The sequence below is a fragment of the Herminiimonas sp. KBW02 genome, from assembly GCF_003852535.1.
In the GTDB taxonomy this organism is placed as follows: Bacteria; Pseudomonadota; Gammaproteobacteria; order Burkholderiales; family Burkholderiaceae_D; genus Oxalicibacterium.
This window is the reverse complement of record NZ_QAJP01000004.1, coordinates 650,834-669,805: the sequence shown is the minus strand read 5'-3', so window position 1 is coordinate 669,805 and position 18,972 is coordinate 650,834. Positions and strand designations below refer to the sequence as shown.

The following is an 18,972-nucleotide window of genomic DNA, read 5'->3' as shown; positions in this document are numbered from 1 at the left end:
CAGTAACGTAGCTTAAATAGAATTAATCTACCTGTGCCAGATTCAAATTCAATTGCGAGCGAACGCTATCGTCCACTTCCGGTTTTGGATTGTTACGCGCGAACTCAATACGATCCAGATAGTCGCGTGAAATATCACCGGTCACATAGATGCCGTCAAAGCACGATGCTTCCAGGCTCTTCAATGCAGGATTCACATCAGAGATCGAACGTTTCAAGGCTTCGATATCCTGATAAATCAATGCATCTGCAGTGATCTCACGGCACACTTCTTCGGTGCTACGGCCATAGGCGATCAATTCCGCACGGGTCGGCATATCGATACCGTATACGTTTGGATACATCACCGGTGGCGCGGCCGAAGCGAAGATGACTTTCTTCGCGCCGGCTTCACGTGCCATCTGGACGATTTCACGGCTGGTCGTACCACGGACGATGGAGTCATCGACCAGCAATACATTTTTGCCTTTGAATTCGGAACCGATTGCATTCAGTTTCTGGCGCACCGACTTGCTACGAATCGCCTGTCCCGGCATCAGGAAGGTACGACCGATGTAACGGTTTTTGATAAAGCCTTCGCGGTATTCAATATTCAGCTTTTGCGCCAGTTCCATCGCAGCCGGACGCGACGAATCAGGGATAGGCATGACGACATCGATATCGCCAAGCGGAACTTCTTTTTTGATCTTCTCTGCCAGATACTCACCCATTTTCAGGCGCGTCGCATAGACCGAAGCACCATCAATGATGGAATCAGGGCGTGCGAAATAAACGAACTCAAACGCACATGGATTGAGCGTTGGGTTTTCAGCACATTGCTGGTTATACAGTTTGCCGTCGAGGTCGATAAAAATCGCTTCGCCTGGCAACACATCGCGCAAGAAACGGAAGCCCAGACCTTCAAGCGCCACCGACTCGCTGGCTACCAGGTACTCGGTACCGTGATCAGTTTCATTGAAACCGATGCACAGCGGGCGAATGCCGAACGGATCGCGGAAAGCCAGCAAGCCGTAACCAGCGATTTGCGCGGTGACTGCATACGAACCACGTACACGTTTGTGCACCATGGCAACCGCTTTGAAAATGGCGGCCGGATCGAGCGAGTAACCAGTGGTCGCTTGCTGGATTTCATGTGCCAGTACATTCAACAGGACTTCCGAGTCGGAGGTCGTGTTGATGTGACGCCTGTCGTTTTTGAACATCTCGATTTTGAGCTGTTCCCAGTTCGTCAGGTTACCGTTGTGCGCCATGATGATGCCGAACGGCGCATTAACGTAGAACGGTTGCGCTTCTTCCGCACTGGAAGAACCGGCAGTCGGGTAACGGACCTGGCCGACACCCGAATTACCGAACAGCGAACGCATATTGCGGGTACGGAAGACATCCCGTACCAGGCCGTTCGCTTTGTGCATGCTGAATGTATTGCCGTTATCGGTAGCGATACCGGCAGCATCCTGACCACGGTGCTGCAGCAGCAGCAACGCGTCATATATCAATTGATTGACAGGGGTGTGAGAAACAACGCCAACAATGCCACACATGGTGGACTCCTCAACTAAAGCAAATTAAAACTAAGAATTATTTATATTATGGTGAATCAGAATTCTATGTGCTGCGCAAACTCGCCCGGCAGGAAGGGTTTGACCGTATGTGCTGCAGTTTCTGCCAGCGGACTAAACAGTGCATCCTTCCAGAACGGTTGCTGTGGAATCGCCGTCATGCCGCACAACAACACCGCCGCCAGCACAATCAGCAAACCACGCGCCAAACCAAACAAACCACCCAGCCCCCGGTCCGCCAGCGTCAGGCCTGAAGCCTTGATCACCGCGTCCAGCGCCATCGTGAGCAAGCCCATCAGGATGCGCACACCGATGAACAATACGATAAAAGCCACAATCAGACGTGCCGTCTTACCCGGCACCATTTCCGGCAGCCACTGCGCCAATGTTTCACCATAGGCATTGGCAACGAAAAATGCCACTATCCAGCTCAGCAGGGACAGGATTTCCTTCACCAGTCCACGCAAGGTACTGATCACAACTGAGCAAATCAGTACGAATAAAACCAGGTAATCAAAAATCGTCACAGTCGCTCTGCTTCACTGCCTTGCGACACATCAGGCCGGGAAGGACTTGGCTGTCAAACCGATTTTAGTCAGTTTTGCTCGTGCTTTCTCTGCTTCCGCCTCATTCGCAAACGGGCCTATCCGGACGCGGATACGCTCACCCGATTCCGTTGCCACTTTTTGCGTATATGACTTCAAACCTGCTGCATGCAGCTTTTTCTGCAACTCATTGACCTTATCCTGCGATGCCAGTGCGGCGACTTGCAGCACGACCTTACCGGATGCATGCGCAGCGGCGGCAGGAGCTGGCTTGCCTTCCAGGATCGCGCGTGCCCGTGCAGCCTCGTCCGCTTTGCTAACACTTGGAGCATGCGGTGTTGCTTTTGGTTCTGCAGCTTCCGGCTTGGCAGTCGCTACCTGTGGCTTTTTCTCTGCTTCTGCAGGCTTAGGCTCAACTTTTACCGTTTCTTTGGGTGTTTCTTTAGGACTGTCCTTAGGCGCGGCGATTGCCGGAGCCGCAGATTCCGGCTCGACGATCTCTTCTTCTGCGCTCAGCGAATTGTTTGCAGCTGTGGAGCTATCTGCTTTCGCTACCAGCCCGGCTTTGGCTTGTGCCGCCGGTGCAGGTGAGTCTTTGGATGGAATCTGGATATCGATGTCGTCTGGCAGCTGTCTCGGTTCAGAGTCCAGTATCATCGGCAAACCAATAATGGCGGCCAGAACCAGCGCAATCGCGCCTACCAGACGGCGGCGCGCACGTTTCTTTTCTGGCAAGACCGGATCAACCGGTTCCTCGCGTCTGTTGCCCTGCTTGCGCTTGCCGCGAGCCGGTTTTTCTTCATCAGCCTGCGAATAAAAATCGCTCTTGCCGACCGATGAATCCTGCTGATTTTTACGAAGAAACGAGAACAAGCCCATACGATGTAATGTGAAATTCGTCAGTGATGTTCGGAATTACGGAATTCCATGACGCCAGCAACAGTCAGGAACGATCCGAAAACCGCAATTCTATCATTCTCCCCCGCTCGGCTGAGTGCATTTGCAAAAGCTTCTGCAGGTGAGGCAAAGGTAAGGATGCTGCGTTCGGTATCACTGGCCGGCGGCATTTCGCCATAAGCATGCACCAGCCTGTCTTTAATCTCGGCGGCACTGGCGGCACGCGGCAGCGGCAAATCGGTCACACACCAGTGGTCAACGCGGCCTTTCAGGTGAGCGATGACGCCGTCTATGTCCTTGTCCTGCATCGCACCGAATACCGCGTAGGTGTAGGGCGAGAAGTTCATATTGTCGAGATTCTGCGCCAAAGTAGCGGCCGCATGCGGGTTATGCGCCACATCCAGGATAACCGTCGGTTGCCCTGGTAACACCTGAAAACGGCCCGGCAAATCGACGACAGCCAGGCCGGTACGTACTTCCTGCGCGCCTACCGGCAGACGCAAGCGCAACGCTTCCAGCGCCGCCAGTACGGATGAGGCGTTCAATAGCTGATTGGCGCCGCGCAAGGCAGGATAACCGAGGGAATTGCGGCGACGACCACGACCGCTGAAATTCCATTGTTGCTTGTCGCCGGAATAGTTGAAATCACGGTTGAACAGCCAGAGGTCAGCGCCTATTTTCTCGGCATGTTCGACCAGCGAGGCAGGCGGTACCGGATCACCGCAAATTGCGGTTTTGCCGGCACGGAAAATCCCGGCCTTTTCAAAGCCGATTTTTTCGCGGGTATCACCCAGGTATTCGGTGTGATCGATATCCACACTGGTCACGATAGAGACATCAGCATCCAGCACATTGACTGCATCCAGTCGGCCACCGAGACCGACTTCAAAGATCACAGCATCCAGCTTGGCATCTGCAAACAATTGGATCGCTGCCAGTGTAGTGAATTCGAAATATGAGAGAGAAACATCACCGCGTACGGCTTCCAGCTTGTCAAAGGCGGCGATCAACTCCTGATCGCTACAGGAGACGCCGTTAAGACGCATGCGCTCGTTGAAGTGCAGCAAGTGTGGTGAGGTGTATAAACCGACGCGATAACCGGCACGCAGGAGTATCGCTTCCAGCATTGCACAGGTGGAGCCCTTGCCGTTGGTGCCGCCGACGATAATCACCGGGCACGCGAACTGCACATTCATCGCCTGCTTGACCTGGCGCACGCGATCCAGCCCCATATCGATGGCTTTCGGATGCATCGCTTCCAGGCGGCTTAGCCAGTCAGCCAGGGTCGTGGGATTTTCCATGCAAACTCGTCAGGTAGAGAACAGTATGTAAAGGCGAAAACGCAAATAAAAAGCCCGAACACATGAGGTTCGGGCTTTTTTGACCAAGCCGGGAGATCAGGCCAGGACTTCAGCCGCCTGATTTTGCAACAAGGCCAGGATACGGGCAATTTCTTCGCGCATTTTACGACGGTCAACAATCATGTCCACCGCACCTTTTTGCACCAGGAATTCAGCACGCTGGAAGCCTTCCGGCAGCTTTTCACGAACGGTGTTTTCAATCACGCGCGGACCGGCAAAACCGATCAACGCCTTAGGTTCGGCAATCACGACGTCGCCCATGAACGCGAAGGAAGCGGAAACACCACCCATGGTCGGATCAGTCAACACCGAAATAAACGGCAATTTCTTTTCTGCCAACTTGGTCAGCATGGAAGTTGTTTTAGCCATTTGCATCAATGACAACAAACCTTCTTGCATACGCGCACCGCCGGTAGCGGTGATGCAAATAAACGGTACTTTTTGCTCCAGCGCAGTTTGGGCGCCACGCGCAAAGCGTTCGCCGACCACGGAACCCATGGAACCTCCCATGAACTCAAATTCAAAGCAGGCTACGACCACTGGCAGGCTCATGATGGAGCCACCCAGGACAACCAGAGCATCGGTCTCACCGGTTGCTTCCAGCGCCGATTTCAGGCGATCCGGGTATTTTTTGCTGTCTTTGAACTTGAGCGTATCGACTGGCAGGACTTCTTGGCCGATGTCGTAGCGGCCGCCGGCGTCGAGCAAGGCATCGAGACGGTCACGGGCACGGATGCGCATGTGGTGGTCGCATTTCGGGCAAACGTGGATATTCGATTCCAGATCCGTGCGATACAGGACTGCTTCACAGGATGGGCATTTAACCCACAAACCTTCCGGGATGGACTTGCGTTGCGCCGCATCGGAACGCTGGATACGTGGGGGAAGTAACTTTTCTAGCCAACTCATCGTGACCTCTTTCAATTTTGTACTGGCCGAATTGTACCGTTTGCACGGCAATTCGCCACAATTACGTGTCGGACAGTATTTTACTTGTCTAACACGACATTTTCATCTTATTCGTCCAAAGCCTTGCGTATACCGGCAATAAACGTTTGCACTCTTTCAACAGCTTGTTCGCGCGGGCTGTTTTCCAGCTCCTGGATGATCCGGCTGCCGATCACAACGGCATCGGATACTGCCGCAACTGCTTTGGCCGTTGCCGCGTCGCGAATACCAAAACCGACACCGATAGGCAATTTCACGTATTTGCGGATCGCAGCGATGCGTTCTGCCACTTCTTTGGTATCAATATTGGCCGCACCCGTGACGCCCTTGAGCGAGACGTAGTAGCTGAAGCCGCTACCGAATTTAGCTACTTGCTGGATACGTTCTTCGGTCGAGGTGGGCGACAACAGGAAGATAGGGTCCATATCGTTCGCCTTCAAAGTTTCGGCAAACTCTTCGCACTCTTCCGGCGGGTAATCCACCACGATGGTGCCATCGACTCCAGCCGCCTTGGCCGCCAGCACGAAATTGGTTTGCCCCATGCGTTCGATAGGATTGGCATACCCCATCAGTACCACCGGTGTGGTGCTATTGGTCTTGCGGAACTCACTGACGAAACCCAGCACGTCATGCATGCTGACGCCGAACACCAGTGCGCGTTCGCAGGCGCGTTGAATGACCGGGCCTTCTGCCATCGGATCCGAAAAAGGTACACCCAATTCCAAAATATCGGCACCGCCTGCGACCAGCGCATGCATCAGCGGCACTGTCAGCTCAGGCGCCGGATCACCAGCGGTAATGAAAGGAATGAGACCTTTTTTATTCTTTGCCGCCAACGCGGCCAGGGTGGACTGAATTCTGGACATGGAGATACTTTATAAATTTTCCGGACTGGATGAACCGTAGTTTGAGCAACAGGCATCAGGGCTCCGCTACCGTTCAGCAGCGGAGATTTCTGCGCGCTGATTTAATCGAATTGCAAACCCATGCGTTGTGCCACTGTATGCATATCCTTGTCGCCGCGGCCTGAGAGGTTGGCCAACACGACCTTGTCTTTCGGCAAGGTCGCGGCCAGCTTGGCTGCATAGCTCAGGGCATGGCTGGATTCCAGCGCCGGGATGATGCCTTCAATATGGCAGCAATCGTGGAAAGCCTGCAGCGCTTCATCGTCTGTGATGGTGACGTATTGCGCACGACCGGAGTCTTTCAACCATGCGTGTTCAGGACCTACGCCCGGATAATCGAGGCCGGCAGAAACCGAATGTGTTTCGATGATCTGGCCGTTTTCATCCTGCAGCAAATAGGTGCGATTGCCGTGCAATACACCCGGCGAGCCGGCTGTCAGTGAAGCCGAATGCTTGCCGCTATCCAGGCCCTCACCGGCTGCTTCGACACCAACCAGTTGGACGTTCTTGTGCTCGATATATGGATAGAAAATACCCATCGCATTCGAACCGCCACCGATACAAGCCACCACATAATCAGGCTGACGGCTGGTCATTTCCGGCATTTGTTCTATGCACTCGTTACCGATCACGGACTGGAAGTCGCGCACCATCATCGGGTATGGATGCGGGCCTGCCACCGTACCGATGATGTAGAAGGTATTTTCGATATTGGTCACCCAGTCGCGCATCGCTTCGTTCAACGCGTCTTTCAACGTTTTTGAACCGGATTCGACTGGTACCACTTTCGCGCCCAGCAATTTCATACGGTAGACGTTTTGCGCCTGGCGTTTGACGTCTTCGCTACCCATGTAGACCACGCATTCGAGACCGAAGCGTGCGCAGATCGTCGCGGTCGCAACACCATGCTGGCCGGCACCGGTTTCCGCGATGATGCGCGGCTTACCCATGCGTTTGGCGAGCAAAGCCTGGCCGATCACATTGTTGATCTTGTGTGCACCAGTGTGATTCAGATCCTCACGTTTGAAGTAAATCTGCGCACCGCCCATTTTTTCAGACCAGCGTTTGGCGTGATAAATCGGGCTGGGACGACCGACGAAATGCTTGAGGTCGTAATGGAATTCGGCGAGGAAGGAAGGATCTTTGCTGTAATGCGCGTACGCTGCTTTCAGCTCAGCCAGCGCATGGCTCAGGGTTTCTGCAACGAAGCTGCCGCCATAGGGGCCAAAGTGGCCGCGAGCATCAGGCAGATTGTATGGAGCAGTCTGATGCAAAGCGCTTTCTGCAATCGCTTGTCGCTCGGCAAAACTGCCCAGCACGTCTAATTCTTTCATGGCTTTTCTCTTTGCTATTTTGTCTGATCCGCGGTGGCATCTGCTGCTCGCACCGCGGCGATGAAGGCGCGTATTTTGGTTGCGTCCTTGATCCCCTTGTCTTGTTCGACACCACTGCTGATGTCGACCGCATAGGGACGTACGCGTTGTACCGCGTCAGTCGCGTTTTGTGCGCTCAAGCCACCACTTAAAACGACCCGAGGCGCGAAGTTTTCGAGAATGAGAGACCAATCGAAGACCTTTCCGCTGCCGCCATAACTGTCTACAAAGGTGTCCAGCAACAAGCCGGTGAACAATGTACTGGCGGTGCGATATTCAGACTCGTATTCTAGCAAATCGGCTGGCTGCATACCCTCTTTTACGCGAATTGCGCGTATGAATGGACGATTTACCGCTTTTGCTATTGCCGCGCAGTGTTCCGGCGTCTCATCGCCATGAAATTGCAGCAAGGCAATAGGAGCCAGTGCAATGATGGCCTGCACTTCTTCCAGTGTTGCATTGACGAATAAGCCAACCGGCGTAACGAAAGGCGGAATCTGCGCGATCAGTTGCCCGGCTGCTGCGGCAGCGATGTAACGCGGGCTCTTCGGGTAAAACACGAAGCCGACGGCATCGGCACCCGCTGCAATCGCGCTGTGCACATCCTGCGGCCGCGTCAGGCCACATATCTTGATTCGGGTACGGTGTGTCATTGGGTATGTTTGGTATCAGTCTTAAGACCAAAAAAAATTCTGCACTTCCAGTTGCGGCAACTGCCACTTCGGATCGTAATCGATTTTGGCCAGGTACAAGCCGTCGGGCATAAAAGTCGGGGCAGCAAACTTGCGATCGCGTCCATCAAGTATTTCCTTCAACCACTCCGGCGGCTGCGAGCCATTGCCGACATAAATCAGCGAGCCGACTATATTGCGCACCATGTGATGCAGGAAGGCATTCGCGTGCAGCGTAAACATGATCAGGTCGCCCCGCTGCTCTATTTTGATTGCGTACATGCTTTTGACCGGTGATTTGGCCTGGCATTGTACTGAGCGGAAAGTCGAAAAATCATGCTCACCCAACAAATGCTGCGCGGCTGCCTGCATGCGCGTCACATCCAGCTTGCGGAATACCCAGCCTGCCTTGCCCTCCAACAAGGGCGAGCGCACCGGATTGTTGTACAGCACGTACTGATACATACGTGAACGCGCACTGAAACGTGCATGGAAATTATCCTGCTCTTCCGGACGGTACGGTACTTCAGTGGCCCAGCGCACCGCTATCGATGGCGGCAAAAAGGTATTTACACCACGTACCCAGGACGACATGTCGCGCTCCAGCGTAGTGTCAAAATGCACCACTTGTTCCAGTCCATGCACACCGGCATCGGTACGACCGGCGCACACTGTGCCGACATCCTGCAGCGTGAATTTATGCAGGGCAAATTCCAGCCTGTCCTGCACGGTCAGGCCGTTCAGCTGTGTCTGCCAGCCCTGCCACGGCGCACCGTCATATTGCACGCCAAGCACGATGCGTTTGGATACTCCACTCATAGAGAGAATTTACCGGAAAAATCGAAACTAAAAATGAAAACGGGCGCAAGCATAGCATTGCGCCCGTCGGTATAACTAACTAATAGCTCAGGAAAGCTTGCCCAGCAAGGCTTTGGCTTTCTCTGACTGTTCGCCATTACCGCCTTTGACTACCTCTTCCAGTAGCTCACGCGCGCCTTCGCGGTCACCGATTTCCTGATAGGCAATCGCCAGATCCAGCTTGGTCGCCATTTCTGCGTTCGCCGAGTAACTGGCTTCATCGCCCAGACCATCCAGTTCCGGCAGCGCCAATTCTTCTGCACTTGCCAGTGTTGGCTTGTCGACCGGATCCAGTTCCAATGCGATATCGGACAGATCAAACTCCGGCAGATTCGTCGCAGGCTGAGTCTCACTGAAGCGAGCCGTATCATGCTCAGGGAAATCCAGCTCTATATCGTCCGGCAGCAAGTAGTCTGGCGTTGCTACAGGTTTAATCTCTGCGGCAGGTATCGTCGGCGCACTCGCTTCGGAATCAAAGAACTGCAAAGTATTGCCGGATTTGTCAGCAGCTGTTTTTGACTTGTCGTCGAGGAAGTCGAAATCGATGGCAGCCGCATCAGCCGCGAATTCAGCTGGTGCAGCCTCGTCGACTGCCGGTTTATCGGCATTCTTTTCGATATCCAGACCTTCCAGATCGAAGTCCAGATCCTCTACCACTGGCTTGGCTTCTGCCTGCGGTGCGGCTGTCAATTCTTCCTGCTCTGCATCAAGTTCCGAGTTATTGCTGGCGAAATACGCCGCGCTACCCAACGCCGCAGCGCCAGCCGCAAGCGGTGCGATCGCACGCAAGTCATCAATTCCATCCAGCGGTTGTGTCGGCGCAGTCATCGCCGATGCTTTCGCCGCCACATCTTCCGGCACTGCACCGTGCGCATACAGAGGATTGCTCGGGTCGAGGATCAGCCCCATGGTCGCAGCCTGCGCCCAGTCATCGCCCTCACCTTTGGTCATGCTGTAGAGCTCGGTCGCGAGGATTTCAAACGAACGCACGTCATTGCGACTGGAATAAATTTCCAGCAATTTCACGCGTACTGCATGACGATCCGGCTGGTTACGCAGCGCTTCTTTCAGGATTTCTTCTGCCTGTGCGTCACGACCATAAGCGATGTAAACATCGGCTTCCGCAATCGGATCGACTTCGTTCGTGTCCAGCTGGCTGGCCGATGGTACGAAGTTGGAATTGAACACACTGTTATTCGTATCTACGCTTTGACCACCGGTAGAACCGAACAGCGAATTCGACTTCAGGCTGGAATCCGTAATGATGCTGTCTTCAAACGATTTAGGTTGCTGCTTGCGACGACGCGAGCTGTAGATACCCAAACCAGCCAGCAGTGCCAGCAAGGCAGCGGCGCCTGGCAGGAACATCGCGTTGTCGGTCAAGTCTTCAAAGAAACTAGGTTGCGGCGGCGGAGGTGCGACCACGACTGGTTTCTTCGGTTTAACAGGCGCTGGTGCCGGCTCCGCTGCTGGTGCGGCTTCAGCTGGTTTTTCTTCGGCTGCCGGCGGCGTCGCTGCAGGCGCTTCTGCTGCTGGCGCAGGCGTCGGCTCTGGTGCTGCAACTGGAGTCGGCGCTGGTGTCGCTGGCGCGGCAGGAGCAGCCGCGGCTACAGCTGCTGCTGCAGTTTCAGCCTGTTTCTGCTGAGCTGCTAAATCCTTGTTTTTGATTTCAAGGATTTTTTGTAATTCGTTGACGTTCTTTTCCAGTTCCTTGACGCGTGCATTGGCATCGGCAATCGCCTTGTCTTTCGCGATCAACTCTTCCGCGCCAGCCTGATTCGCCAACTTGTCGGAACCGCTCGCAGCACCAGACTTGGACAGTTTCAGCTTGTCTTTGGACTCAGATCCTGCGCCGGACTCATCCTGCACTTTGGCCGTAATTTTGCCGCCGTCAGCCTGCTTCGCGTCGTCGGATTTCTTCGCTGCAGCGTTTGCAACCTGACCTGCCAGCTTGCTACGGTAAGCATTGAAATCGGCCGCTTGTGCGATGACCACGCCACGCGCTTCGGATTGTCCGATGGCTTGCGTGCTATCCGCCTCAGGTACCGACAAAATCTGTCCGGCACGCAGGCGATTCATATTCTTGTCGATGAAAGCTTCCGGATTGGCGCGGTACAAGGCAACCAGCATCTGGTCCAGCGATACACCACTCGAACGGTATTGATTTGCAATCTTGGCGAGGGTGTCGCCTTTCTTGACTTCGTACTCATTGATAGGCGCTGCCGCGGCTCTCGCTACCGGCGCTGGTGCCGGCGCAGCAGCAGGTGCAGGTGCAGGTGCAGCGCGGACTGGTTTAGGTGCTGCGACCGGAGCTTCTCGCACAGGTGCAACCGGCTCAGGCGCAGGACGTGCTGCCGGTGCTGCCGCGGCAACTTCCGGACGGCTTTCTACCGGGCGCGCAGCAGGTGGCGGCGTGATCGCGATAGGCGCTACTTGTGCCGGCTGCGTAGTACGCATTTCCGGCGGGTCCAGCAAGAAGGTGTATTCACGTACCAGGCGACCTTTGTTGCCGCCCAATTCCAGCAGCATATCGACGAAAGGCTCGTTGATAGGCTGGGTCGAGGTAATCCGTACGATAGGCTGGCCACCGCGCTGCTCTACAGCAAAGCGCAGTGAGAACAAACTAGGGTTGAAATCGATATTCGCCTGGCGAAACGCTTCAGCGGAAGCCAGCTTGGGCTGCAGCGAAGCAAGTTCATCAGGTGCGACCGAGGTTAGCTCGATCTCGGCGCGCAGGGGCTGCCCCAGCGACGACATCACAGTCAGTTTCCCCAGGCCCGCTGCGTATGCATTGGACAACACGAGCGCGGAAATGACCGCTGCACTCAGTGTCTTTAGTTTCAATGAGGAAAGGGTAGAACCAGGATTTGACCGCATTTTGAGTGGCATGGAGAGTATTCCGTTGGCGTTCGTCGGGGACCACAAACAACGCTTGCATATCGTTTTTTTAAGAACTTTCACCATAGCATCATGGACTTACAGGCGCAAGCGCAACCATCTTGGCAACTAATTTAAAACCCGCCAGACACCCATTTAACAAGGTGAATTGGCGGGTTTATGTTGCGATCTGACAACGACTATCGCGATTTACTTGCCCAGTATGATGCGCAGCATACGGCGCAGTGGTTCAGCCGCACCCCACAGCAATTGATCGCCGATGACGAAAGCCGAGATGTATTCAGGACCCTGGTTCAGCTTGCGCACACGACCGACACCGATTTCCAGGCCGCCGGTGATGGCAGCTGGCGTCAACTCTTTTACTGTCACAGCGCGTTCGTTCGGTACCCATTTGACCCATGGATTGGCCGAACGGATGATGTTTTCGATTTCCGCCAACGGCAGATCACGCTTGAGCTTGATGGTCAGCGCCAGGCTGTGGCAACGCATCGCACCGATACGGACGCACAGACCGTCAACCGGAATGACCTGGGTATTGCCGAGGATCTTGTTGACCTCAGCCTGGCCCTTCCACTCTTCCTTCGACTGACCGTTTTCCAGTTGTGCGTCGATCCATGGGATCAGGCCGCCAGCCAGTGGAGCACCAAAGAATTCGGTCGGTACGTCGTTACGGATGGACTCTGCGACCTTGCGATCGATGTCGAGGATAGCCGACGACGGGGTCGCCAGTTCGCTGGCAACCGCACCGTGCACCACGCCCATGCCGCTCAACAACTCACGCATGTGGTTGGCACCACCGCCCGACGCTGCCTGGTAAGTCATGGAGCTGACCCACTCGACCAGACCTTCCTTGAACAAACCACCCACACCCATCAACAGGATGGAGTTGGTGCAGTTACCGCCAATGTAGTTTTTCACGCCACGGCCGAGGGCATCCTTGATCACGTTTTGGTTAACCGGGTCCAGCACGATGACTGCGTCATCTTTCATGCGCAGAGTCGATGCCGCGTCGATCCAGTAGCCATCCCAACCTGCTGCGCGCAGTTTCGGGAAGATCTCGGTGGTGTAGTCACCACCCTGGCAGGTAATAATGATGTCGCACTTCTTCAATGCGTCTATGTCGTTAGCGTCTTGCAGTGTGGTTTCCTTCTTCGCGATCGCAGGCGCTTTACCGCCCTTGTTCGAGGTCGAGAAGAATACAGCTTCGATATGGTCGAAATCGCCCTCTTCCTGCATACGCTGCATCAAGACCGATCCGACCATCCCACGCCATCCGACTAAGCCAACAACTTTCATCATCATTTCCTTCGCTCAGGGCGCTGACAGCCGCCCTATTTATCAATTGGTATGCGGTTTAGTGACTGCTACCGCTCTTATTTACATCAAGCCAATGCTTTAACGACAGCATCGCCCATCTGTGTGGTGCTGACTTTGGTTGTACCTGCCTCGAAAATATCGACAGTACGCAAACCTTGTTTCAAGACGGATTTAACAGCCGTTTCAATACGATCAGCCTGCTCTGTTTTACCCAGCGAGTAACGCAGCATCATGGCCAGCGACAGGATTTGCGCCAATGGGTTGGCGATGTCCTTGCCTGCGATGTCCGGCGCCGAGCCGTGCGATGGTTCGTACAGGCCTTTGTTGTTGGCGTCCAGCGAAGCCGAAGGCAACATGCCGATCGAGCCGGTCAGCATCGCTGCTGCGTCGGACAGGATGTCGCCGAACATATTACCGGTCACAACCACGTCGAATTCTTTCGGTGCGCGTACCAATTGCATCGCTGCGTTATCGACATACATGTGGTCGAGTTTGACGTCCTGGTATTCCTTGTGCACGTCGGTGACGATGTCGCGCCAGAACTGGAAGGTTTCCAGTACGTTGGCTTTGTCGACGCTGGTCAGACGTTTGCCGCGTTTTTGCGCAGCCTGGAATGCAACGTGTGCGATGCGACGGATTTCAGGTTCGGTGTAACGCATGGTGTCGAAACCTTCGCGTTCGCCTTTGAACGGACCGTCTGGTGCTGCGCGTACGCCGCGTGGCTGGCCGAAGTAGATGTCGCCGGTCAATTCGCGCACGATCATGATGTCGAGGCCGGATACGATTTCCGGTTTCAACGACGAGGCACCTGCCAGTTCCGGGTACAGGATCGCAGGACGGAAGTTAGCGAACAAACCCAGGTGCTTGCGCAGACCCAGAATCGCTTGTTCAGGACGCAGCGAGCGTTCCAGTGTGTCGTATTTGAAATCGCCGACTGCGCCGAACAAAATGGCATCCGCTTCTTTAGCAACTTTCAGTGTCGATTCAGGCAAAGGATGGCCTTGCGCTGCATAGGCTGCACCGCCGACCGGTACTGTTTCGGTTTCAAACTTTTCACCCAAGGCATTCATTACCTTGACTGCCTGATTCATGATTTCCGGACCGATGCCGTCGCCCGGCAGAATTGCAATTTTCATTTGATAACTTCGAGAAGGATTAAAAAAGGATTAAATCGTGTTCGACAGCCAAGGTTGCGCTGCCAGATGACGTTCTTCGAACGCGCGTATCTTGTCCGCCTTTTGCAAGGTCAGGCCGATATCGTCGAAACCGTTCAACAGGCAATATTTACGGAAGGCGTCAATTTCAAACGGATACGTCACGCTGCCGTTGCTGGTGCCGATGATTTGCTTTTCCAGATCGATCACCAGATGGTAGCCAGGGAAGGCCTTGACTTCATTGAACAGGTGATCAACTTGCGCTTCAGTCAGGGTGACTGGCAGCAAACCGTTTTTGTAGCAGTTGTTGAAGAAGATATCAGCAAAGCTAGGCGATACGATCGCGCGGAAACCGTACTGGCTCAAAGCCCAGGGCGCGTGCTCACGCGACGAGCCGCAACCGAAGTTCTTGCGCGCCAACAAAATCGACGCACCCTGGTAACGCGGCTGGTTCAGCACAAAATCGGGATTCAAAGGACGACGCGAATTATCCTGCCCAGGCTCACCCTGATCCAGATAGCGCCATTCATCGAACAGATTAGGACCGAAGCCGGTCCGTTTGATCGACTTCAGAAACTGTTTTGGAATGATGGCATCGGTATCGACGTTTGCACGATCCAGCGGTGCAACCAGGCCATCAAGAATAGTAAATTTATCCATGCTATCCAACTATTAGTACGTGCTGCAGAGTAGCTTGCTGCAGCGCCGATTTCTCATGTTTATCAGATGGGTGCAGACACCGGCATCCGACGCGTTTTACCCAGGATTACTTGCCCTGCACTTTTTCACCGAGACGCTCTACGTCGCGACCAAAGCCATGCACGGTATTGCAGGCGGCCAACGACGAGACAGCGGCGATCAGCAGGAGAAATGAAATCGTTTTCTTCATACTGTCCTCAGCACTCTTAGTGTTTTAAAGCACGTACATCAACGAAATGCCCTTCGATCCCGGCTGCCGCAGCCATTGCAGGGCTGACCAGATGGGTACGACCACCCGCACCCTGGCGACCTTCAAAGTTACGGTTCGAGGTCGAGGCACAACGCTCACCCGGTTCCAGGCGATCTGCATTCATCGCCAGGCACATCGAGCAACCTGGTTCACGCCATTCGAAACCAGCGGCCTTGAAAATCTTGTCCAGACCTTCGCGTTCCGCCTGCTCCTTGACCAGACCGGAGCCCGGCACCACCAGCGCCAGCTTCACATTCGATGCACGATACTTACCACGCACGACTGCTGCCGCAGCGCGCAAATCTTCGATGCGCGAGTTGGTGCAGGAGCCGATGAATACTTTGTCGATACGGATATCGGTAATCGGTGTATTTGGTTTCAAGGCCATGTAGACCAGCGCTTTTTCCATACCGTCACGTTTGGTCGGATCTTTTTCTTTATCCGGATCAGGTACACGACCGTCAACCGCCACCACCATCTCAGGCGATGTGCCCCAGCTGACTTGCGGTTTGATTTCGGCTGCATTCAGGGTCACAACCAGGTCGAACCTGGCACCCGCATCGGAGTGCAAGGTGCGCCAGTATTCGACGGCGCGATCCCAGTGTGGGCCGACCGGCGACAAAGGACGACCTTTGACGTAATTGATCGTGGTTTCATCCACCGCCACCATACCGGCGCGTGCGCCTGCTTCGATTGCCATATTGCAGATGGTCATGCGACCTTCCATCGACAGCGAACGGATGGTCGAACCAGCGAATTCGATTGCATAACCGGTACCGCCCGCAGTACCGATCTTGCCGATCACTGCCAGCACGATATCTTTTGCCGTCACGCCGTCCGGCAATACGCCGTCGACCTGTACCAGCATGGCTTTTGATTTTTGCGCCAGCAGCGTTTGCGTCGCCAGCACGTGTTCCACTTCGGAAGTACCGATACCGTGCGCGAGGCAGCCAAAAGCGCCATGCGTGGAAGTATGGGAATCACCGCAAACGACGGTCATGCCTGGCAGCGTTGCACCTTGCTCAGGTCCGATCACGTGCACGATACCCTGGCGCTTATCGCGCATGCTGAAGTAGGTCAGGCCGTATTCGTGCGCATTGCCGTCCAGTGTTTCTACTTGCAGACGCGAAGTAGGATCGGCAATACCGTTCACACGGTCAGTAGTCGGTACGTTGTGATCCGCCACCATCAGGTTGGCGGAGACGCGCCATGGGCGACGGCCAGCCAGCTTCAAACCTTCAAAAGCCTGAGGGCTGGTCACTTCATGCAGCAAATGGCGATCTATGTAGAGCACAGTCGTGCCATCGTCGCCGGTTTCGACGACGTGCGATTGCCAAAGTTTATCGTAGAGCGTTTGGGCCATGTTTCGTGTGTAAAAGTAAGTCCGCGAGGACCGGTGAGATAGCTCTCGATTATGCCATATTTACGCCGATTCTTTATAGGACGGCGCGCCACACGGCCGCTGGAAAGCCGGCTAGTTGATTAAAAAGATGTGGGTGACAGCCAGAAAAACAATATCTTGCCGTCTTGTCACTTATTTCCGTGCCTGTTGATAAAGCGGCATGACGCGCTCGGAATACACGGTCAAATCGCTGATACGGGCCGAACTGGAAGGGTGAGTAGACAGGAAAGCCGGAGTCGAACTACTGGAAACCTTGCCCATTTTTTGCCACAGCGTAACCGCAGCGCGCGGATCGTAACCGGCACGCGCCGCCAGTTCGACGCCGATACGGTCAGCCTCGGTTTCATGACTACGTGAATTAGGCAGGCCGATCAGGCCCATATAGGCGAATTCAGCACCCTGCTGACCAAGCCCACCGACGCCCAGCAAAGCCGAACCGATAGTGATAAAGCTGCCCGCCACCCTTTGCTCCGACGCACGTTCACGTGCATGTTCGCGCAAGGCATGTGCAATCTCATGCCCGATCACGGCCGCCAGTTCGTCATCGCTCACATTCAGCTTTTCGATCAAACCGGTGTACACCGCGATTTTGCCGCCCGGCATGCACCAGGCGTTGACCTCGTCGGAGCTCAGGACATTGACCTCCCACTGCCAGCGCCGCGCGTCCTGACGAAACACGCCGGTTTGTGCGATCAGACGACTGGAAATCGCCTTCACCCGCTCCACTTGCGCTGCATTTCGGTTCAGACTGCCTTTTTTCTTTTCGGCGGCTATCAGTTCGCTGTATTGCTTATTGGCAGCCTGATCCAGCTCCTGCGCTGAAATCATCATGCGTTGCTGGCGATCCACGCCCACTGCCCCACCCTGCGTGGTTTGCACGGTTTCGCAAGCGGATAGCAGCAAAACGGCAGCAGCCATCACTAGTGACGACAGAAAAGAATGCCCTGGTACTGGTTTCATTTTCCCTCCATCAAAAATGATTACACGCTATGCGCACAGTAATTAACGGCTGCCCGGAATAGGTGGCGGGGTGACCACCACATCGCCACATTGCGCGCGATGACGCAAGGCGTGATCCATCAGCACCAGTGCCAGCATGGATTCAGCTATCGGGGTTGCCCGTATGCCGACGCAAGGATCATGGCGCCCGAGAGTTTCCACCAGCACCGGATTACCGGCTTTGTCGATGGAGTGACGTGCGGTACGGATACTCGAGGTCGGTTTGATCGCAATCGATGCCGTGATGTCCTGCCCGGTTGAAATCCCGCCGAGGATGCCGCCGGAGTTATTGCTGGCAAAGCCCTCAGGCGTCAACTCATCACCATGCTCGGTGCCTTTTTGCGCAACAGACTTGAAGCCCGCGCCTATCTCCACGCCTTTGACGGCATTGATGCCCATCAGTGCAAAGGCGATTTCGGCATCCAGCTTGTCGTAAATCGGCTCACCCAGCCCGATAGGTACGTTTTGCGCAACGACATCAATGCGCGCACCGCAGGAATCGCCGTTCTTACGCAAATCATCCATGTAGGCTTCCAGCTGCGGCAGGATGCTTGCATTGGCCGCAAAGAATGGATTCTCAGGTACATGGCGCCAGTCTTCGAATGGAATCTCGATATCACCCAATTGGCTCATGCAGCCTTTAAAGATCGTGCCGTATTTTTCGAACAACCATTTCTTCGCAATCGCGCCAGCTCCCACCACAGGCGCGGTCAGACGTGCCGACGAACGACCGCCGCCGCGTGGATCACGAATCCCGTATTTATGCCAATACGTGTAATCCGCATGGCCGGGACGGAAAGTTTCGGTGATATTGCCGTAGTCCTTGCTGCGCTGGTCTTCGTTACGAATCAGCAGTGCAATCGGCGTACCCGTCGTTTTTCCCTGGTATACACCGGACAGGATTTCGACCGTATCCGACTCCTGCCGCTGTGTCACATGGCGTGAAGTACCTGGTTTGCGACGGTCCAGTTCGGGCTGAATGTCACCTTCTGACAACACTATTCCGGGTGGACAACCGTCGATTACGCAGCCGATAGCCGGGCCGTGCGACTCGCCGAAAGTGGTGACAGTAAAGAGTGTTCCAAAAGTATTGCCGGACATGATAGTTGGTTATAAGCGAAATAAAGTAGTCATTCT

The 18,972-nt window shown here is 54.7% G+C and carries 17 protein-coding genes; all 17 read right to left on the bottom strand.

What is annotated here, in order from left to right; genetic code table 11:
• Positions 1-22 precede the first annotated feature (22 nt).
• Positions 23-1,540 carry an amidophosphoribosyltransferase gene (gene purF, locus DBR37_RS07455; protein ID WP_124573815.1) on the bottom strand — a complete coding sequence of 506 codons (1,518 nt, stop codon included), beginning with the start codon at positions 1,538-1,540 and terminating at the stop codon, positions 23-25.
• Between the two features lie 56 nt (positions 1,541-1,596).
• Entirely contained in the window at positions 1,597-2,085 is a 489-nt protein-coding gene (locus DBR37_RS07450) for a CvpA family protein (protein ID WP_124573814.1), read from the bottom strand.
• 30 nt (positions 2,086-2,115) lie between these two features.
• Positions 2,116-2,982 carry an SPOR domain-containing protein gene (locus tag DBR37_RS07445; RefSeq protein ID WP_124573813.1) on the bottom strand — a complete coding sequence of 289 codons (867 nt, stop codon included), beginning with the start codon at positions 2,980-2,982 and terminating at the stop codon, positions 2,116-2,118.
• A gap of 20 nt (positions 2,983-3,002) precedes the next feature.
• On the bottom strand, positions 3,003-4,301 hold the full coding sequence (folC, locus tag DBR37_RS07440; RefSeq protein WP_124573812.1) for a bifunctional tetrahydrofolate synthase/dihydrofolate synthase: 1,299 nt from the start codon (positions 4,299-4,301) through the stop codon (positions 3,003-3,005).
• 96 nt (positions 4,302-4,397) lie between these two features.
• Entirely contained in the window at positions 4,398-5,270 is an 873-nt protein-coding gene (gene accD / locus DBR37_RS07435; protein WP_012080015.1) for an acetyl-CoA carboxylase, carboxyltransferase subunit beta, read from the bottom strand.
• 107 nt (positions 5,271-5,377) lie between these two features.
• Entirely contained in the window at positions 5,378-6,175 is a 798-nt protein-coding gene (trpA, locus tag DBR37_RS07430; protein WP_124573811.1) for a tryptophan synthase subunit alpha, read from the bottom strand.
• Between the two features lie 101 nt (positions 6,176-6,276).
• A complete protein-coding gene (gene trpB, locus DBR37_RS07425; protein WP_124573810.1) occupies positions 6,277-7,548 on the bottom strand; it encodes a tryptophan synthase subunit beta in 1,272 nt (423 codons plus the stop codon).
• Between the two features lie 14 nt (positions 7,549-7,562).
• Positions 7,563-8,240 carry a phosphoribosylanthranilate isomerase gene (locus tag DBR37_RS07420; RefSeq protein WP_124573809.1) on the bottom strand — a complete coding sequence of 226 codons (678 nt, stop codon included), beginning with the start codon at positions 8,238-8,240 and terminating at the stop codon, positions 7,563-7,565.
• 21 nt (positions 8,241-8,261) lie between these two features.
• Entirely contained in the window at positions 8,262-9,077 is an 816-nt protein-coding gene (gene truA, locus DBR37_RS07415) for a tRNA pseudouridine(38-40) synthase TruA (protein WP_124573808.1), read from the bottom strand.
• Between the two features lie 87 nt (positions 9,078-9,164).
• The gene (locus tag DBR37_RS07410) at positions 9,165-12,005 is read right to left on the bottom strand and encodes a FimV/HubP family polar landmark protein (protein ID WP_124573807.1); all 2,841 of its coding nucleotides are present in this window, start codon (positions 12,003-12,005) and stop codon (positions 9,165-9,167) included.
• Between the two features lie 198 nt (positions 12,006-12,203).
• Positions 12,204-13,310 carry an aspartate-semialdehyde dehydrogenase gene (gene asd / locus DBR37_RS07405; protein ID WP_124574193.1) on the bottom strand — a complete coding sequence of 369 codons (1,107 nt, stop codon included), beginning with the start codon at positions 13,308-13,310 and terminating at the stop codon, positions 12,204-12,206.
• A gap of 86 nt (positions 13,311-13,396) precedes the next feature.
• Positions 13,397-14,467 (bottom strand): 3-isopropylmalate dehydrogenase, encoded by a 1,071-nt coding sequence (leuB, locus tag DBR37_RS07400; protein ID WP_012080022.1) that lies wholly within the window; start codon positions 14,465-14,467, stop codon positions 13,397-13,399.
• 30 nt (positions 14,468-14,497) lie between these two features.
• On the bottom strand, positions 14,498-15,145 hold the full coding sequence (gene leuD, locus DBR37_RS07395; protein ID WP_124573806.1) for a 3-isopropylmalate dehydratase small subunit: 648 nt from the start codon (positions 15,143-15,145) through the stop codon (positions 14,498-14,500).
• 106 nt (positions 15,146-15,251) lie between these two features.
• On the bottom strand, positions 15,252-15,374 hold the full coding sequence (locus DBR37_RS07390) for an entericidin A/B family lipoprotein (RefSeq protein ID WP_124573805.1): 123 nt from the start codon (positions 15,372-15,374) through the stop codon (positions 15,252-15,254).
• 16 nt (positions 15,375-15,390) lie between these two features.
• Entirely contained in the window at positions 15,391-16,797 is a 1,407-nt protein-coding gene (gene leuC / locus DBR37_RS07385) for a 3-isopropylmalate dehydratase large subunit (RefSeq protein ID WP_124573804.1), read from the bottom strand.
• Positions 16,798-16,968: 171 nt separating this feature from the next.
• Positions 16,969-17,796 (bottom strand): M48 family metallopeptidase, encoded by an 828-nt coding sequence (locus DBR37_RS07380; RefSeq protein WP_124573803.1) that lies wholly within the window; start codon positions 17,794-17,796, stop codon positions 16,969-16,971.
• Between the two features lie 42 nt (positions 17,797-17,838).
• A complete protein-coding gene (aroC, locus tag DBR37_RS07375; protein WP_124573802.1) occupies positions 17,839-18,936 on the bottom strand; it encodes a chorismate synthase in 1,098 nt (365 codons plus the stop codon).
• Between the last annotated feature and the right edge of the window lie 36 nt (positions 18,937-18,972).

What these genes read in the sequence shown, in the direction of transcription:
- purF (WP_124573815.1), bottom strand. Translation starts at nt 1,540, where the DNA reads ATGTGTGGCATTGTTGGCGTTGTTTCTCACACCCCTGTCAATCAATTG.
- DBR37_RS07445 (WP_124573813.1), bottom strand. Translation starts at nt 2,982, where the DNA reads ATGGGCTTGTTCTCGTTTCTTCGTAAAAATCAGCAGGATTCATCGGTC.
- folC (WP_124573812.1), bottom strand. Translation starts at nt 4,301, where the DNA reads ATGGAAAATCCCACGACCCTGGCTGACTGGCTAAGCCGCCTGGAAGCG.
- accD (WP_012080015.1), bottom strand. Translation starts at nt 5,270, where the DNA reads ATGAGTTGGCTAGAAAAGTTACTTCCCCCACGTATCCAGCGTTCCGAT.
- trpA (WP_124573811.1), bottom strand. Translation starts at nt 6,175, where the DNA reads ATGTCCAGAATTCAGTCCACCCTGGCCGCGTTGGCGGCAAAGAATAAA.
- trpB (WP_124573810.1), bottom strand. Translation starts at nt 7,548, where the DNA reads ATGAAAGAATTAGACGTGCTGGGCAGTTTTGCCGAGCGACAAGCGATT.
- DBR37_RS07420 (WP_124573809.1), bottom strand. Translation starts at nt 8,240, where the DNA reads ATGACACACCGTACCCGAATCAAGATATGTGGCCTGACGCGGCCGCAG.
- truA (WP_124573808.1), bottom strand. Translation starts at nt 9,077, where the DNA reads ATGAGTGGAGTATCCAAACGCATCGTGCTTGGCGTGCAATATGACGGT.
- DBR37_RS07410 (WP_124573807.1), bottom strand. Translation starts at nt 12,005, where the DNA reads ATGCCACTCAAAATGCGGTCAAATCCTGGTTCTACCCTTTCCTCATTG.
- asd (WP_124574193.1), bottom strand. Translation starts at nt 13,310, where the DNA reads ATGAAAGTTGTTGGCTTAGTCGGATGGCGTGGGATGGTCGGATCGGTC.
- leuB (WP_012080022.1), bottom strand. Translation starts at nt 14,467, where the DNA reads ATGAAAATTGCAATTCTGCCGGGCGACGGCATCGGTCCGGAAATCATG.
- leuD (WP_124573806.1), bottom strand. Translation starts at nt 15,145, where the DNA reads ATGGATAAATTTACTATTCTTGATGGCCTGGTTGCACCGCTGGATCGT.
- DBR37_RS07390 (WP_124573805.1), bottom strand. Translation starts at nt 15,374, where the DNA reads ATGAAGAAAACGATTTCATTTCTCCTGCTGATCGCCGCTGTCTCGTCG.
- leuC (WP_124573804.1), bottom strand. Translation starts at nt 16,797, where the DNA reads ATGGCCCAAACGCTCTACGATAAACTTTGGCAATCGCACGTCGTCGAA.
- DBR37_RS07380 (WP_124573803.1), bottom strand. Translation starts at nt 17,796, where the DNA reads ATGAAACCAGTACCAGGGCATTCTTTTCTGTCGTCACTAGTGATGGCT.
- aroC (WP_124573802.1), bottom strand. Translation starts at nt 18,936, where the DNA reads ATGTCCGGCAATACTTTTGGAACACTCTTTACTGTCACCACTTTCGGC.